The sequence below is a fragment of the Flagellimonas profundi genome (assembly GCF_017313275.1).
GTDB lineage: Bacteria > Bacteroidota > Bacteroidia > Flavobacteriales > Flavobacteriaceae > Flagellimonas > Flagellimonas profundi.
This window is the reverse complement of sequence record NZ_JAFLNM010000001.1, coordinates 604,197-621,037: the sequence shown is the minus strand read 5'-3', so window position 1 is coordinate 621,037 and position 16,841 is coordinate 604,197. Positions and strand designations below refer to the sequence as shown.

General features: G+C 33.8%; 12 protein-coding genes. All 12 read left to right on the top strand.

Annotation, left to right across the window (positions count from 1 at the left end; translation table 11 throughout):
- Window positions 1–268: 268 nt before the first annotated feature.
- The 12 genes from J0654_RS02720 to J0654_RS02665 all read left to right on the top strand — a co-directional run bounded on the left by J0654_RS02720 (window position 269) and on the right by J0654_RS02665 (window position 16,840).
- On the top strand, window positions 269–1,267 hold the full coding sequence (locus tag J0654_RS02720; RefSeq protein WP_207026232.1) for an alpha/beta hydrolase family protein: 999 nt from the start codon (window positions 269–271) through the stop codon (window positions 1,265–1,267).
- A gap of 110 nt (window positions 1,268–1,377) precedes the next feature.
- The gene (locus J0654_RS02715) at window positions 1,378–2,478 is read left to right on the top strand and encodes an acyltransferase family protein (protein WP_207026231.1); all 1,101 of its coding nucleotides are present in this window, start codon (window positions 1,378–1,380) and stop codon (window positions 2,476–2,478) included.
- A 1-nt stretch (window position 2,479) separates the two neighbouring features.
- Entirely contained in the window at window positions 2,480–3,520 is a 1,041-nt protein-coding gene (locus J0654_RS02710; protein WP_207026230.1) for an NAD-dependent epimerase, read from the top strand.
- A gap of 76 nt (window positions 3,521–3,596) precedes the next feature.
- Window positions 3,597–4,928, top strand: a complete 1,332-nt coding sequence (locus tag J0654_RS02705) for a UDP-glucose dehydrogenase family protein (RefSeq protein ID WP_207026229.1) — start codon at window positions 3,597–3,599, stop codon at window positions 4,926–4,928.
- Between the two features lie 330 nt (window positions 4,929–5,258).
- Window positions 5,259–6,368: a glycosyltransferase family 4 protein gene (locus tag J0654_RS02700; RefSeq protein WP_207026228.1), complete on the top strand. Its 1,110-nt coding sequence runs from the start codon at window positions 5,259–5,261 to the stop codon at window positions 6,366–6,368.
- Between the two features lie 4 nt (window positions 6,369–6,372).
- A complete protein-coding gene (gene murJ, locus J0654_RS02695) occupies window positions 6,373–7,719 on the top strand; it encodes a murein biosynthesis integral membrane protein MurJ (protein WP_313783120.1) in 1,347 nt (448 codons plus the stop codon).
- Window positions 7,720–8,200: 481 nt separating this feature from the next.
- On the top strand, window positions 8,201–9,304 hold the full coding sequence (locus tag J0654_RS02690; protein ID WP_207026227.1) for an O-antigen ligase family protein: 1,104 nt from the start codon (window positions 8,201–8,203) through the stop codon (window positions 9,302–9,304).
- 283 nt (window positions 9,305–9,587) lie between these two features.
- A complete protein-coding gene (locus tag J0654_RS02685; protein ID WP_207026226.1) occupies window positions 9,588–10,391 on the top strand; it encodes an ATP-grasp fold amidoligase family protein in 804 nt (267 codons plus the stop codon).
- Between the two features lie 651 nt (window positions 10,392–11,042).
- Window positions 11,043–12,908 (top strand): Ig-like domain-containing protein, encoded by a 1,866-nt coding sequence (locus J0654_RS02680; protein ID WP_207026225.1) that lies wholly within the window; start codon window positions 11,043–11,045, stop codon window positions 12,906–12,908.
- A 217-nt stretch (window positions 12,909–13,125) separates the two neighbouring features.
- Window positions 13,126–14,541, top strand: coding sequence for an MBOAT family O-acyltransferase (locus tag J0654_RS02675; protein ID WP_207026224.1), 1,416 nt, complete (start codon window positions 13,126–13,128; stop codon window positions 14,539–14,541).
- Between the two features lie 5 nt (window positions 14,542–14,546).
- Window positions 14,547–15,470, top strand: coding sequence for a hypothetical protein (locus J0654_RS02670; RefSeq protein WP_207026223.1), 924 nt, complete (start codon window positions 14,547–14,549; stop codon window positions 15,468–15,470).
- A 293-nt stretch (window positions 15,471–15,763) separates the two neighbouring features.
- Complete coding sequence (locus tag J0654_RS02665; RefSeq protein ID WP_262897156.1) at window positions 15,764–16,840, top strand: glycosyltransferase; 1,077 nt, start codon at window positions 15,764–15,766, stop codon at window positions 16,838–16,840.
- Window position 16,841: the final 1 nt, after the last annotated feature.

The following is a 16,841-nucleotide window of genomic DNA, read 5'->3' as shown; positions in this document are numbered from 1 at the left end:
AATGATTTCAGTCACCTATTCGGTCAAGATGTGAAATAATCGATTAAGTGTTTATAATTGGTAAAAAAACTTTCGGGGAATAAGGGCAATCGGTCACATTTCCCTTAATGACACCCAATAACCTTAATTATGATTTCCAAGTTTAAACAAAAGTATTTATGTCTACTTTTTAACGTAAATTAACCAATGAGCGGATTCATTAAATATTTTTGCCGACATCGGAATAATTTTCTAACCTTTTACTTTATACATAAACTCATTAACTAAATTGAAGATAAAGTCAATATATATAATTGTAATCAGTGTTTTAATATCTCTGTTGGTATTCTATGACTTTAATCAAGCCCAATATGCCAAGAAAGCAGTGCTTATAATTACTCGATTAGTTGACCCACCAAATAAATGGAACAGGGGTTTTAAAGAAGTTAAGATAAAGAGTAGGTTCACAAAGCACGAACAATATGCATATTTCCATAAAACACAGGACAAAGAGGCCAGACCTCTTGTTGTTAGTCTTCACACATGGGGCGGTGACCATACGCAACCAGACCCTTTGTCTCAGTTGTGTCTGGAAAATAACCTTAATTACATTCATCCCAACTTTAATGGTCCAAACAACAATCCCAACTCCTGCTGCAGTAATCTTGTTATTGGTCAAATAGATGAAGCTATCGATTTTGCAATACAAAATTCCAATGTGGATATAAAAAACATACATGTTATTGGTTTAAGTGGTGGAGGTTATACCGCGATGTGTCACTACTTATTATCTGAATTCCAAGTAGCAAGCTACCAATCTTGGGTCGGCATATCGGATTTGGAGTCTTGGTATTATCAAAGTATCAGTAAAGAAAACCTATCTTGGAAAGATATACTGGCCTGCACAGAATCCAAAGACAGTTTGAACATTTATGAGGCTCGAAGAAGGTCTCCCTTACATATGCCGATATCAAAGAAAAAATCAATGGCCACAGAACTTAATTTGTACACTGGCATACACGATGGTGTCCAAGGAAGCGTACCTATCACACATTCAATTAACTTTTACAATAAAATTGTAAGCGAACTTTATAAAGATGAACCATTTAGAATGGTTACCCTTAAAGAAACACTATACTTACTCGAAAATAGAAGAGCTCTAGGGAAATACGGCTCTATCAATAATAGGGCTGTTTTTTTTGCGAAAAAGAACCCAAACGTAAATCTGTTCATTTTTGAAGGAGAACATGAGATATTACCAGAACATGCAATCTTGAGTATCTTATAAAGTAAACAAAGATTGAATTTAATCGAAGTTTTAGGTAGATAGTCATCATATTTACACCCCTCCATTTCATTTTTCACATCTTTGTGTCCATAGTTTAATCACAATATATTGTGTTAAGAAAAAGATTATACCACATTGACCTACTGCGCTTCCTTGCAGCACTCTATGTATTGTTTTATCACTACTGCTTTAGAGGATATTCAAAGGATAATTTGTCTTTAGTTCGGTTTGAGCCTCTTGAAGAGCTTTCTAAATATGGTTACCTCGGTGTAGATTTGTTTTTCATAATCAGCGGGTTCGTAATACTCATGACAGCCTTAAATTCGAATCTCACCAAATTTATGATTTCCCGTTTTAGTAGACTTTACCCGGCATATTGGATTTGCCTTTTGATTACTTTGATAGTTCTATTTTTTTGGGGGGCACCAGAGCGCTTATTATCAACAAAAGAAATTTTGCTGAACCTCACTATGTTTCATGGTTTTTTTGGAATACCCCATGTTGATGGAGTTTATTGGTCCTTAATAATTGAACTCAAATTTTATATTTTAATTGGGGTTATTTTATTCTTCAATTTGATTAAATATATAAGGGTTTTTGCCATAGCCCTTTTGGGCATTGCTGCCCTACAATTGGTCGTTCCCTTTGGAAAGGCTTACTTTCCATTAAAGTTGCTATATTTTATCACCTTTCCACAATGGAGTTCGTACTTTGTCGCGGGAATGTTCTTCTTTCTCATTTATAAAGAAGGCTTTAAATGGAAATATTTTGTTTTCTTAATCTGTTGCTACTTGATTTCTTTACAATTTGCTTTTGTGAAGGTTGATCATCTTAATGAAGCCTATGTTCATCATTTTTCCTACTTAACAGTTTCATTCTTTATCACAACATTTTATACCTTATTTTATCTAATTAGTGTTGAAAAGTTGCACTTTTTAAATAAAAAATATTTTTTAACCTTAGGGGCCATAACCTATCCGCTTTATCTAATTCATCAAAATATTGGTTATACTATATTAAACCAATTTTCACCCTACGTAAACAAATGGATATTACTTGTTTCTTTGATTTTACTAATGATGGTTTTATCCCTTCTGATACATAAGGTTATTGAAAAACCTTTGGGCAGTTACTTCCGAAACAAACTAAAAGAAAGTAGATTTGTACTCCATTTTCAATCAAAATTAAACACTATTTACACCAAAGCTTAATATGAAAATTTTAGTTACCGGTGCTGCCGGTTTTATTGGGTTCCATGTATCTTGTAAATTGTTAGACCTAGGACATGAGGTGATAGGCCTTGACAATATCAATGATTATTATGATGTAAACCTCAAGTATGCGAGACTTGGTGTACTTGGTATTGACAAAGAAGATGCTTTAAAAGAAGGCATATTGACCACAAGCACCAAAAAGACCAAATTTAGATTTGTTCGGATGGACCTGACGGACCGTGACAATTTATCCGAACTATTTAAACAGGAAAAGTTTGACGTGGTGTGCAACCTTGCAGCACAAGCTGGTGTAAGATATAGTCTTGAAAATCCCGAGGCCTATGTGGACAGTAATATAGTGGGATTTTTAAATATTCTAGAAGGTTGTCGTCACAATAAGGTAAAGCACTTGGTATATGCCAGCAGTTCAAGCGTTTATGGCCTAAACAAAAAAATACCATTTGAGACTACGGATTCTGTGGATCATCCAGTGAGTTTGTATGCCGCTTCCAAAAAAAGCAACGAATTAATGGCACACACCTATAGTCATCTTTATGGATTTGCGACCACCGGACTCCGTTTTTTCACCGTTTACGGTCCATGGGGCAGGCCGGACATGGCAATGTTTTTGTTCACCAAAGCAATTTTAAATGGTGATCCAATCAAGGTTTTCAACCATGGTAAACTGGAGAGGGATTTCACCTACATTGATGATATTACCGAAGGTGTAGTTCGAATCATTGAAGCCGATGTTTCGGAAAGAATAGCGGAAAACCAACTTTACAAATTATATAACATCGGCAATAGTAGTTCCGTAAAATTATTGGACTTTATTGAAGAAATTGAAAAAAGTCTGGGTATAAAGGCCAAAAGAAATAATATGCCAATGCAACCTGGGGATGTAGAGAAAACATGGGCCAACGTTGATGATTTGATCAGAGATTACGATTATAGACCCAATACTCCAATAGGAGAAGGTGTCAAAAAATTTATTGATTGGTACAAACAATTTTACCATCCGGAAAAAGCAATATCATAATTTCGCTGTTATTGCGTTTAGACTTAAATACTTGTGCATATAGATTCTTAATAAAACGTATTAAATAAAATCAAACATGAATTTAACAGTAATTGGCACTGGATATGTAGGCCTAGTGAGTGGAACCTGCTTTGCAGAAATGGGAAACACGGTAACCTGCATAGATGTTGATGAAAACAAAATAGAAGGACTAAAAAAAGGTATTATCCCAATTTACGAACCAGGTTTGGAACCCATGGTAAATCGAAATATTGATAATAATACCCTACTTTTCAGTACGAGTTTAAAAGATAATCTGGAAAATTGTGATGTTGCTTTTATCGCCGTTGGAACTCCTATGGGAGAAGATGGTTCCGCAGATCTCAAGTATGTCCTACAGGTTGCCAAAGAAATTGGCGAACATATGTCCACCCCACTTATTGTGGTCGATAAATCAACTGTTCCGGTAGGCACAGCGGATAAGGTTAAAAAAACGATATCCGACGAATTGAAAAAAAGAAACGTGGAAATTGAATTCCATGTAGTTTCCAACCCAGAGTTTTTAAAGGAAGGAGATGCCATCAATGATTTCTTGAAACCGGACCGTGTGGTTGTTGGCTCCGACGATGAAGCTGCAACCAAAAAAATGCGCTCCCTGTATTCACCCTTCTTTAGAAGTAGTATGGACCGACTGATTACCATGGATGTAAGGTCTGCTGAAATGACAAAATATGTGGCCAATGCAATGTTAGCAACTAAAATCTCTTTTATGAATGAGATTTCAAATATTTGTGAATTGGTCGATGCGGATGTAAATAAGGTTCGTATTGGAATTGGCTCGGACAGCCGAATTGGATATAGCTTTATCTATCCTGGTAGTGGTTATGGAGGATCATGTTTTCCAAAAGATGTTAAAGCACTTAAGCGGACTGCGGAAGAGCACGGATATACTCCAGAACTTATAAAGGCTGTGGAAGATGTCAATGATCGCCAAAAATTTGTCATTGCCAAAAAGGTAGTTGATAAATACGGTGAAGATCTCAAAGGAAAAACATTTGCCGTTTGGGGGCTTGCTTTTAAACCAGGCACTGATGATATGCGTGAAGCACCTGCCATATACATCATAAAGGAATTGGTTAAAAGAGGAGCTGTAATCAACGCCTATGACCCAAAGGCCATGGAGGAAGCAAAACACTTTTACCTTAAAGACACTCCCAATATAAATTACTTCACGGCAAAATACGCTGCCTTGGAAGGAGCAGATGCCATGATATTGCTAACCGAATGGAAAGAGTTTAGGGCGCCTGATTTTGATGAATTACAAAAACTGTTAAAGTCACCGGTTATCTTTGATGGAAGAAACCAGTACGATGATGAAAAGTTGAATTCCATGGGATTCGAGTACTTTCAGATCGGAAAGAAATCATAGATCTTAAAAAAAGAATCGGATAAAGTTTGGCTTGGATGAATCCAAGCCAAACTTTTTTGTCTTTAAAACCCGATTTAGGCAAAATAAAAAATTGCTTAAAACTGGATTTAAACAGAAAAATGACTTTGGAAAATACAATTAGATTGGAAATCTAAGTTTCTCAATTCTCCCGTCTGCTCCTATTTTGAGGATTTTTCAAAGAAAATTTCAAAATACGAACAAAAATTTCGGGATGTTACAACGATAAAACTGACCTTTTACAATATTTTTTAGACTTTAAAATGTCTTTTACCCATCTTGCAAGTACAAATTTGTTGAATCCCCAAAACAATGAATAAAGCCAAGATTGCTTTTGTTATACCATCGTTAAGATCTGGTGGTGCTGAAAGAGTAGTATCCACCTTATCAAATACACTTTCTAATCAATATGAAGTGCATATTATTTGCTTGGTAAGGACCATACCTTTTTATAAAATTCAGAAAGGTGTCACCATACATTATTGCTTAGAAGAAAATAATAATAGTACTGGGATTGTTTCAGCAGTTGCAAATAATTTAAAACTGGTAAGAAAATTAATTACAATCATCAAACAGAACGGCATTCAGATACTGTTAGGATTTATCACTTCTGCCAATATACTTTCAATTATATCGGGAAAACTATGTGGCATACCTGTCATAATAAGTGAAAGAAACAATCCAAAGAATGATAGGATACCCAGCATGTGGAAAAAGCTTAGGGACTTGTTCTATCCTTATGCCAACTGGCTTGTTGTTCAAACAGAAGACACAAAAAAGTTTTACCAGGAAAAATTGAACATTAAAAGGCAGACGGTCATAGCAAATCCAATTTCAACTGATTTTAAAGTTGATATGGACACTGCATCAAATCAATCCTCAAAGGAAAACATTATCCTCAATGTTGGTAGATTACACCCTCAAAAAGCCCAGGATGTACTGATAAAAGCATTTTCAAAGACCAACTATACCGATTGGCAACTCTATTTGGTGGGAGAAGGTGAAAGAAGAAAAGATTTGGAGAACCTTATTTCCACATTAAATCTTCAAAAAAAGGTTCACCTTGTAGGTAGGGTTGAAGAAATCCAGAAGGTATATGACCGTGCTAAAATTTTCGCTTTCAGTTCAATTTATGAAGGTTTCCCAAATGCGTTGATAGAAGCCATGCACTTTGGTCTGGCATGTGTTTCCACAAACTGTCCCACAGGCCCTTCCGAATTAATCGAAAATGGTGAAAACGGGTATTTAATCGATGTGAATGATACTTCGGCCTTAACCAAGAAACTCAATATTTTAATGGAAAGCGAAGAGCTTAGAATTTCTTTTGGACAAAAAGCACAAGAAAAAGTTGCTAAATTCAATGCAGAAAATATTGCACAGGAATGGTCCCATAAAATTAATCATTGTTTAAATATCCAATAAGGTTGTGTTTTCTACGCTAGCAAATAAAATTCAGGGACTCTTAAAAAACAAGGTGATTGGCAACATATTGATTGTTGGTTCCGTTACTTTGTTCATAAAGGGATTGGGGTTTTATAAGGAAACATTGGTAGCTTCAAATTTTGGGCTTTCAATGATTCTCGATACATTTTTTATCGCCTTTTTGATTCCGGGGTTTATCCAAAATGTTTTCTTACAATCTTTCAACACAGTTTTCATCCCAAACTATATATCTGAAACGAAATCAGAAAACAACAATATTGGTTCTTTTCAAGCAATGGGGTTTGTTACTTCCATATTAGCGGCTACCCTGTTCTCTCTTGTTGCCATACTAGGCACTGATATTTATCTTGAAGCCTTTTTTCCAGGAAAAGAGGATTTTTATTACGATTTGGTTAAGAGCCAATTTTACATTATTCTTCCCAGTCTATACTTCTGGGGATTATCTTCAATTCTCGCCTCCCTTCTAAATATAAATAATGAATTTGCATATTCTTCTTTTCGTGGGGTTTTTATAGCGATTACGACCATTGTAGCCTTGCTTTTTTTTAGAGAATCTTTGGGGGATATGTTATTGGCTATTAGCACACTTATAGGTTCCGTTATTGGTTTTATATATCTATTGATCATATGTTTGCGCAAAAATGTTATTAAACTATCCTCCCCAGATTTTAGAAGCCAAAACGCCATTGTAATGTTTAAACAAATCCCCGCAAAAATAACATCAAGTGCTTTTGCTGGTCTACATGGTGTTGTTGATCAATTCTTTGCCGCACAATTGGCAATAGGATCCATAGCTGCTTTAAATTATGCTTTAAAAATTCCAGCCTTCGCTATTGGTATTTTAGTTATTGCCATGAACAATGTATTATTACCACATTTTTCCAAATCGGTATTGGAAAATCGTGAAAAGGCATTCGAACAACTATTTAAAATTCTTAAAATAATCTTTGCAATAAGTACGGCAATTGCAATTGCGGGAATCCTAACTTCGGATTTTTTTGTGTCCCTCTTTTTTGAAAGAAACGAATTCACTTCTGAAGATTCCGTTTTAGTATCCGGATTACAAAAAATCATTTTGATTTATATCCCTTTTAAAATATCTGGAATGTTGTTGGTCAATTTCTTAACTAGTATCAATAAAAACTCCTATATGGCAATTGTTTCATTTGTTAGTATTGTTCTGAATATTATATTGAATTTTATTTTAGTGAAACCCTATGGAGTGTTCGGAATAGCAATAGCAACTACTGTTGTGGTAATCTTGAGAAATCTAATTCTTTTTTACTTTACCAAAATACAGAAAAACAAGACTTTTAATATTGAATCATGAATTCTTAGCTTTGCCAAAATTCTTTAATCCCAATCAACTTGTTTAATCTTGGTGGAATTTTCAATCTCCACTGTCCACCCTTCATCAATGTTATAATTTGATGAAGGTTGTTCAATTACAGTAAAGTATCATTAAAAAACACATATAAATCGAACGAATAATTGTATTTCAAGAGCTATGCATAGTTCCCAAAGTTATTTCCAAAATGGGTTTTTAATAATTCAATTGAATCTCTTATCAATTTTTTATTGCCATTTAACTCTTTTAATTCTTTATTTTTTTTCATCAACTTAGTTTTGTGTAATAAATATCTACACTGTGTCAATAAAAAAACAGTAAACACCATTATTTTTGAATATTAATTAGTTACTTCAAAAATGTGACTATATTAATATTCGAAAAGAACTGCTTGGAAGCTATGCTATTGAAGTTTATAAAATTGCTTGCCTTATTCTTGTTGTTATGCAACATACCGAGTTATATGTTGGAATATTTTGGGCCAAAATTTGGCTCTATCAGTAGTTATCTTACATCTTTACTTTTAGTAATCTTCTTTTTTTTCACCAAAAAGAGCAAACCTCTCTATCCGTTTGTATATCTAGGTCTACTATATTTTGTCTTCGCATCTTTTAATTATACAGATCCAGATATAAACAATTTTTTTTTAAAAGAATTGATCAGGTTTATGGTGGTTGTCATATGTGGAGCGGAATTGGCTAGAAATTCAAAGTATAAAGAACTATATTTTATTCTTTTAATAGGTGCAATTAGTATTATTGTGAATGCGCTTATTTTTCCAACTGCTCAAGCAGGACATTTTCAGGAAAACTACGGGAGGTTCAGTGGTTTTTATTTAAATCCTAATACAGCTGGCAGTGTTTGCTTAGTTGGTTTCGCAATATCTTTTTCCATAGCTAATCGAAATTTAAAATTAATTGGTCAATTTTTATTGACCCTGGCCGGTATACTTACCTTTTCCAGAACATTCATTCTGATTTGGGTAATTATTAATTTGTTTGCTATACTCCAAAGTAAAAAAAACCTTTTACTTCCTTTGGTTGGCACACTAGTACTAATATTGATTTTCACATTTTCAAACAAACTCACCCTAAACGCAGAACGTTTTACTGCATTGAAAAGCATCTTTGGGAGCGAACAAGTTGACTCCAAAACAATTAATGAAGATTCAAGAACCCACACTTGGTCGTTATATTATGATAAGATCATGGACCATCCATTTTTTGGCAACGGATGGCGAAAATTTTCAGGAAGACCAGGTGGCTTGCCTGGTGTTCACAATACTTATTTGTTAGTAATAGGAGAAGCTGGTTTTATACCTTTTATTATCCTACTGGGCATTTATATATTTTTATTAGCTAAAAGTTTAAGAGGATTTAAGATTAGACCCGAATTATTTTATATAAGTTTAGTAATTTCTCTCACTTTAATGGCTTCTCATACGTACTTTTCTAATTTTTATTTAATTTTTCTTTCCATGTTCGTTTTTGCAAAATTGATTAAATCCCCCCACAATTCTTTGGTTTCAAATACGAATGATGATACCATTTCAATTAGTAGTATATAACCATTCTGAAATGCATAACAAGTAATTACATATCATGGCAGATATTCCAAATTCTATTTTAGTTTGCTCTAAAATCTCCCGGAATTAAACATGAAGTTGATACTAAATTTAAAAAACACGAGTTAGTTAAGATATATTTTTTTCGTCCTCAACTATGAAAAACTTTTACAAAAAATTTATTCGAAATACATATTTGGCCAAGTTTATCCGTAACATCTATTATTGGCTGAAACAAAGGCTAGTTCCTGAAAAAATATACACAATACACAGGCACAAAAAAAGAATGGGAAAATCACCGGATCTAAATGACCCAAAAACATTGAATGAAAAAATAGTCTGGTTAAAGCTTAATGACCGCACCCCTTTGCATACAAAATGTGCTGATAAATTTGCAGTTAGAGAATATATTAACGAAAAAGTTGGTGATAAGTATTTGGTTCCACTTTATTACCATACCGTAAACCCTAAGGATATAGTACCCAATAATTTACCATCACCACCCTATATTATTAAAACAAACCATGACAGCGGCGGAGGTGTTTTTGTTTACGACACGGAACAAATTGATTGGAACCAAGTTCAAAAAAGTTTAAAAAAGCGATTAAGCCATAATTATTATTGGGAATCCAAAGAATGGCAGTATAAAAATATAAAGCCAAGGATTATTGTAGAAAAGTTACTCCAAAACAAAGAAGGAAAAATACCTTTTGATTACAAACTACATTGTTTCAATGGCAAAGTTATTACCATACAAGTTGATATGAACAGGGGTACGGATCATCATTTTCGAAATTGGTACGACGTTAACTGGAAGAGGGAACCTTTCAAATGGGCCGCCGTAAAAGATGGCAAAAAAACAGAACCTAGTGATTATGATATAAAAAGGCCTTCTACATTGGAGGAGATGATTAGACTGTCCGAGTTATTGGCAGCACCTTTTTGCTATGTTCGTGTAGATTGGTACGATGTTGATGGCCAATTATACTTTGGTGAACTTACCTTTCATCATGATGGAGGTAATAGCCCCATAGAACCAAGTGAATGGGATTTAAAATTGGGTGAAAAACTTAATTTAATTAAGCATTAACCATTCAGGCAATCTAATTTTCTTTCTTAAACTTGATTAATTAAAGTGTATTTTAGCTTGCCAAGTTAATACAGTTTATTCAATAGGATATAAGTTATAAAATTGAATACTAATTGATTTAGGTCAATTTACAAAACCATCATAATTCATTGAATGATATACATGTGTTTATTATATCGAATATCCGTACCGTTTTTTACTAAAACGAAAGAATAATTTACCCTATCTCAAATTAACCATTTCCTATCAAGATCTAAATACTTCTCTGATATCATTGGGGGAATCGAATTAAATTCAATTTCTCTGCTGGATAACTAAATTTTTCTTCAAAATGGGTTCAAATGCCAACAACTCTTTCAACCCTCTCATATGTTAATCATTTTGATTAATTTCAATTAACTTGGTCTTAACTACTTTTGATTGAAAATGTTAAAGAAATATGCATTTCATCGAATAAAAATTCCATTAACATCTACAATTCAATCCTCGTCGTAAGTATCTTCATTAAAAAAGATGTATTTCATCGAAAAAAAATAGTGTTTTACCGATTTTATGAAGAAGAGTAGTATTTTAGTTTCCCAAATCAATTTTATTATCAACCCCTTGACTACCTGTTTAATGGCGCCCCACAAATCCATTCAGCAAAAGCTTATGTTATTATTATTTTCAATCCTGATTCTTTCATGTAGCAAGGACAGTGATTTGTTTTCTGATACCATAGAAGAGCAGATCGTTAATGAAAAAAATACCACTGGGGTAAGCTCTAATGGATTTCAACCTGTGGATGATGAGTATACCATTAATGCCATAAACACAGCCTTTCTTTTAGCAGTGTTAAGCAACGACAGTATTCCCGAAAATGTAGTGGTCGATATCGTACAGACTACGGCACCACAGGATGGGGAGCTGACAATCAATGAGGACAATGTGCTGTCCTACACCCCAACTATAGATGACAACAAAGGAAGCGGAGATGTTGTTACCGATTCGTTTACCTATACGGTTGAAATTACCAATGGAGACGTAACACAACAGAAGCAAGCCTCCGTTACTGTTAAAACACAATATTCTGATTCTGACAAAGACATGGGGGCTTTAAAGGCATTCCCTTCTGCTTTTGGCCCTGGTTCAATCGCAACCGGTGGTAGGGGAAAAGCTTTGGCAATCGTAAACACTCTGGATCCGTACGCAGCGTTGACCCATCATGCCAGGAGTGGCAGCAATGACGAGTATTATACAGGTGGTTTTTTCACTGCCCTGCAAGAAGCTAATGTCGGTTATATTGTTTTTGATGTTTCTGGAGATATGCATTTGGGAGATATCGGTCGAGGGTGGTACGATGGTTATAAAGGCGTGAACAACAAAACTGTATTTGGCCAATCTGCACCCAAAGGAGGAATAACCATTACCGATAGAAGTCTACGATTTGATGGAAGTACAGGAGACAATAAAAATTTAATATTCAGATATTTAAGAAGTAGACCCATTTATGACAGGAACGGTGTTGTCACTTCCGAGGACGACGCCTTTACATGGGGATTATTGTTTTACGGAGGTGAAGATATCATTGTAGACCATTGTTCTTTGTCTTTTGCGCAGGACAAAGCAATAGGTGCCTACATAACTGAAAAACATGCCGCCAACGGAACAGGTTTAAGAAACCTTACTTTTCAACATAACTTTATACAGGATTCCAACACAGGAGCATATGTAGAGATTAACCCCAATAGGGAGGGCGATCCGGAAAACTTTGTTGATGCGATAAGTTGGCACAGCAACGTTTTTTCCTCCGTTAATAGAACGCCCAATCTGGCATTTAACGGAAGGGCAGAAAAAATAAACAATGTTATTCACAATACCCCATCTAAAAATAGTATTACTTATCATTCCCTTTTATTGAATTCAGTAGGTAATTATTATCAAAGGCAAGGAACTACGCCCGATAAAATTAGGTTAGATAGAGATGCTACCTCAGGAAATCCATTGGTTTATACTGCGTTAAACGTATTTAATGGTACTGTTGGTGGAGTTGATGTTAATTTACAAGGCATCAGCAGTGAAGACAATTCCACAATGTGGTCCCTTCAGGATGCCTCCATTTCTGCGCCATCAGTTTATTTCACACAGACCGAACACAGTTTTGGGTTTCCAAATCCTGTGAACGTACTGTCACCTTTTGAAGCCTTTGATAACTTGGTCTCCAATGGGGATGTAGGGGCTTTTAAATATTTGGATGACAATGGCTATGTTCAAACCTACCGTGATTCCTTTGACTCAAGTCAATTAAGTATTGTACAAAACAATAGTTATTACCAACCTAAAAACGTCTCAAATTGGGTATTGCCTGAAATTCCCCACAACACCAGACCAGATTCCTATGACACGGACAAAGACGGTATGGCGGATGCATGGGAAATCCGAATTTTTGGTAACCTGGAACAAAGTTACAGGGGTGATTTTGATGGTGATGGTTATACCAACATTGAAGAGTTTATGTATCAGGTTGATTTTGATTAAAAATATTACTTAAATAAAAAGTGTATGCCCGTGATTTAATCACGGGCATACTTTTTTTAAAAAGCAATAACCTCATTATTCAATTTTTGTTAATGATTTGTTTTGGGTTCCCTGTTTTAAGACTTGCCCATTTAAAATATTTTAGTCCAAAAAACAAAATAGATTCTCTGCATCCACGTTTATATTTGAAATATTTTAATTGCAATAAATATTTCCAATGCTATTTAACTCTACAGAATTTTTAGTTCTTTTTGTATCTGTTTTTATTCTTTATTGGATTCTTCGAGACCATAGACATCAAAACATTTTGTTATTGGTCTCAAGTTATATTTTTTATGCTTGGTGGGATTGGAGGTTTTTATCATTAATCCTGATCAGCTCAATAATTGATTATTCCATTGGTTCTAAAATATATTCGGCCAAAACAAACCGAAGAAAAAAAAATTGGCTTCTTTTAAGTTTGATATCCAATCTTGGATTATTATCTTTTTTTAAATATTACAACTTCTTTGTTGATTCATTTACAGAGTTAGCAAATACTTTTGGATGGCAGCCCAATGATCTAACCTTAAATATAATCCTCCCTGTTGGAATAAGTTTTTATACCTTTCAAACTTTAAGTTATACCATAGATATCTATCGAGGGCAGTTTAAACCTACTCGCAACTTTTTATCCTTCTGTACTTATATTGCACTTTTTCCCCAGCTTGTGGCGGGTCCAATAGAAAGAGCATCCAACCTCTTACCTCAAATAGAAAGGCCTCGAAAATTCAAAAAGGAATGGTTCAATGAAGGTCTGCTTCAAATAACTATAGGTTTCATCAGAAAAATAGTTATTGCTGACACACTGGGGGTGTATGTTGACACGATTTATGCCAATACAGGAATCTATAATTCAACATCTTTAATTTTAGCAACAGTGTTCTATGCTTTTCAAATATATTTTGACTTTTCAGGATATTCGGATATAGCGATCGGAACTGCCAAATTGTTGGGATTTAAATTCAATCAAAATTTCAACCTGCCTTATTTTTCCAGGTCGTTGACCGAGTTTTGGCGAAAATGGCATATGTCATTATCCTATTGGTTAAGAGATTATCTGTATATATCATTAGGCGGCAACAGAAAAGGCATAAAAATCACCTATAGAAATTTGATGTTAACCATGCTCCTTGGAGGACTCTGGCATGGTAGTTCGTGGAATTTTGTTATCTGGGGAGGTATTCACGGAACGGTTTTATGTATCGAAAAACTTTTAAATGCTAATTCTCTTTTTACTTCAATAAGGAAAATTAAATTTCTTGGCTACGGTATCACTTTCTTAATTGTATTATTTGCTTGGATATTTTTTAGGGCTCAAACCTTTAATTCAGCAATAACAGCAATCAAACAGATATTCTCTTTTTCCTTTGGCCCTCCATATATCGGTAATATTAGCATTATGGTCAACTCAATTCTTGTTTTGGCAATCGGTTTATTAATTGATTTTTATTTAAAATACCGAGATATCAATCTCGAAGAAGTTGGAAGAGATTACACGCCTTATAAATTATCCTTCATCATTTCAATAATGGTAATATTTATATGTTTGTTCTATTCAACATCACAAAACTTCATCTATTTTCAATTTTAGTTAATATGGATAGAAAAAAAACAATTTATGTCTTTAAAATCATTATATCTTTTTTGCTTATTTCATTTATAGCAGACAAAGCTGTATATCTTTTGTTCAACAAAATAAGTGATGATGTATATAGTGGTCAAAGTATAGGTAAATTGAATCAATACCTTAAAACCAAAAATGATTTCGACTTTATTGTCTTTGGTAGTTCTAGAGCCAACCACCATGTTAACCCAAATAAAATTTCCAACAACTGTTATAATATGGGTGTAGATGGTACCATGATAGCCTACTCCCATAGCCTAATTACACTATTGCCCCAAAAAAAACAAACCATTCTCCTTCACATAGATCCTTCAAATGTTTTTTCCAATAGTTATTTGGGAGAAGATATTAAAGCTTTGAAATCAAAGTACAATAGAAACAGTATAGTTACAAAAAACATAGATCAGTTAGGGCAAAACAATATTTTTCAGAAATTTTACTGGTCTTTGGGGTATAATAAAATCGCTATTCCCATTATTAAAAATTTTTTCAAACCAAAATATGATTATAAAGAATATAATGGCTACGACCCAATATATGTATCAAAAAGCCAACAAAAAATATTCGAGAAAATTTTAAATGAGCCAAAAGAAACAGATTGTCTGGAAACTTTTAACGTGAACAAACTATATAATAAGTTATTAGATGATTTGGTCATGTTCTCCAAAAAAAACAATAAAGAATTAATCGTTTTCTCCTCTCCAATTTATTTTGATTACTGTGAACGGGACAATATAGAGTTTGAAAAAATAATGAAAGAAAAGCAAATCAGATATTATGATTTCACCAATTTGTTTCAAGACAATAACTCTATAGAATTTTGGAGGGATAGAACACATTTGTCCAATATAGGGGCCGAAGTTTTCTCAGATAGTTTGGCATTGAAAATATTATGACGCTTTTGACAAAAGTTGGATAACTAAAAATATTCTTTATGTTCAGCTATGGTAAAACTAAATAATGGCTCTAAGGATTCATAATCTCGTTAAAAAAATTTCATTCTTAAAGCACACTATTTATAGGATTTTTCGATGAAAATCTGTTCATTTCACAATTAATAAAATAATTTCTTTAGAACAAATATTTCATTCTTTATTCCGTTTAATCATTATGTTGTTCAAAGAACAACTTCAAATCCAAATTTGGTTAGATGCTTACTGGCTAAATTTGCATTATATTATTTTTTTGTATGCATAAAAAATATAAAGTTTTTTTTGTGATTCCCTCGCTCCGGGCCGGTGGAGCAGAAAGAGTTATGTCCTTTGTTGCTCAAAACCTTAATCAAGAACTATTTGAGACAACCTTGGTGGTCATTGGAAGTAAAAATGATTACTCCTACCCTATCGAAAATATAAATCTCGTTTTTTTGGAAAAAAGTAGAGTTTTACACTCCTTTCCACCCATATTTTCGCTCTTGCGAAAACGAAAACCGGACATTGTCATCAGTGCCATTGGTCATGTTAATGCAATTATGGCATTTGAATCAATCTTTTTTAAAAAAATCATTTTTATTGGCAGGGAAGTCAATGTTATCAGTGTCCTTTCAAAAATCCAATCTTCTAAAAAATGGTTTTCATTCATAGACTTTACTAAATACTCATATAAACTGTTGGATATCATACTTTGTCAATCCAAAGATATGGCCAATGATATGCAGATGAACTTTGATGTACCATCCAAAAAAATAAGGATAATAAATAACCCCATATCCGAGTCATTTGTACCAAAAAAACAAATGCCCAACAACACTGTTCCAAAATTCATAACAGTTGGAAGTTTGGTTGAAAGAAAAGGTCACATGAGAATTTTAAAAGCACTTTTAAAGTATAATGAGCCTTTTGAATATACCATGCTAGGAGATGGAAATAAGGCCGAGGAGATATTGAATTTCGCCAAGAAAAACAACATCGAGGAGTATATTAAACATATTCCATTTACAAAAAATGTATCTGATTATCTTAAAAAGGCAGATGTATTCTTACAAGGTTCCTATGTTGAGGGGTTTCCAAATGCATTACTTGAAAGCTGTGTCACAGGTACGCCGGCAATTGTATACAAAGCTTTGGGAGGAATCGATGAGATTATCGAAGAAGGTGTAAATGGGTATATCGTTGACAACGAAGTCGAGTTCATTGAAAAGCTAAATTTGCTTTTGAAACAAAAATTAGAACCTAAAGTTGTCAGTTCCTCTGTGATGAGAAAGTTCAACAGTCCCAAAATTTTGAAGCAATATGAAAACCTTTTCTTGGAAGTTTTACAAAAATAAA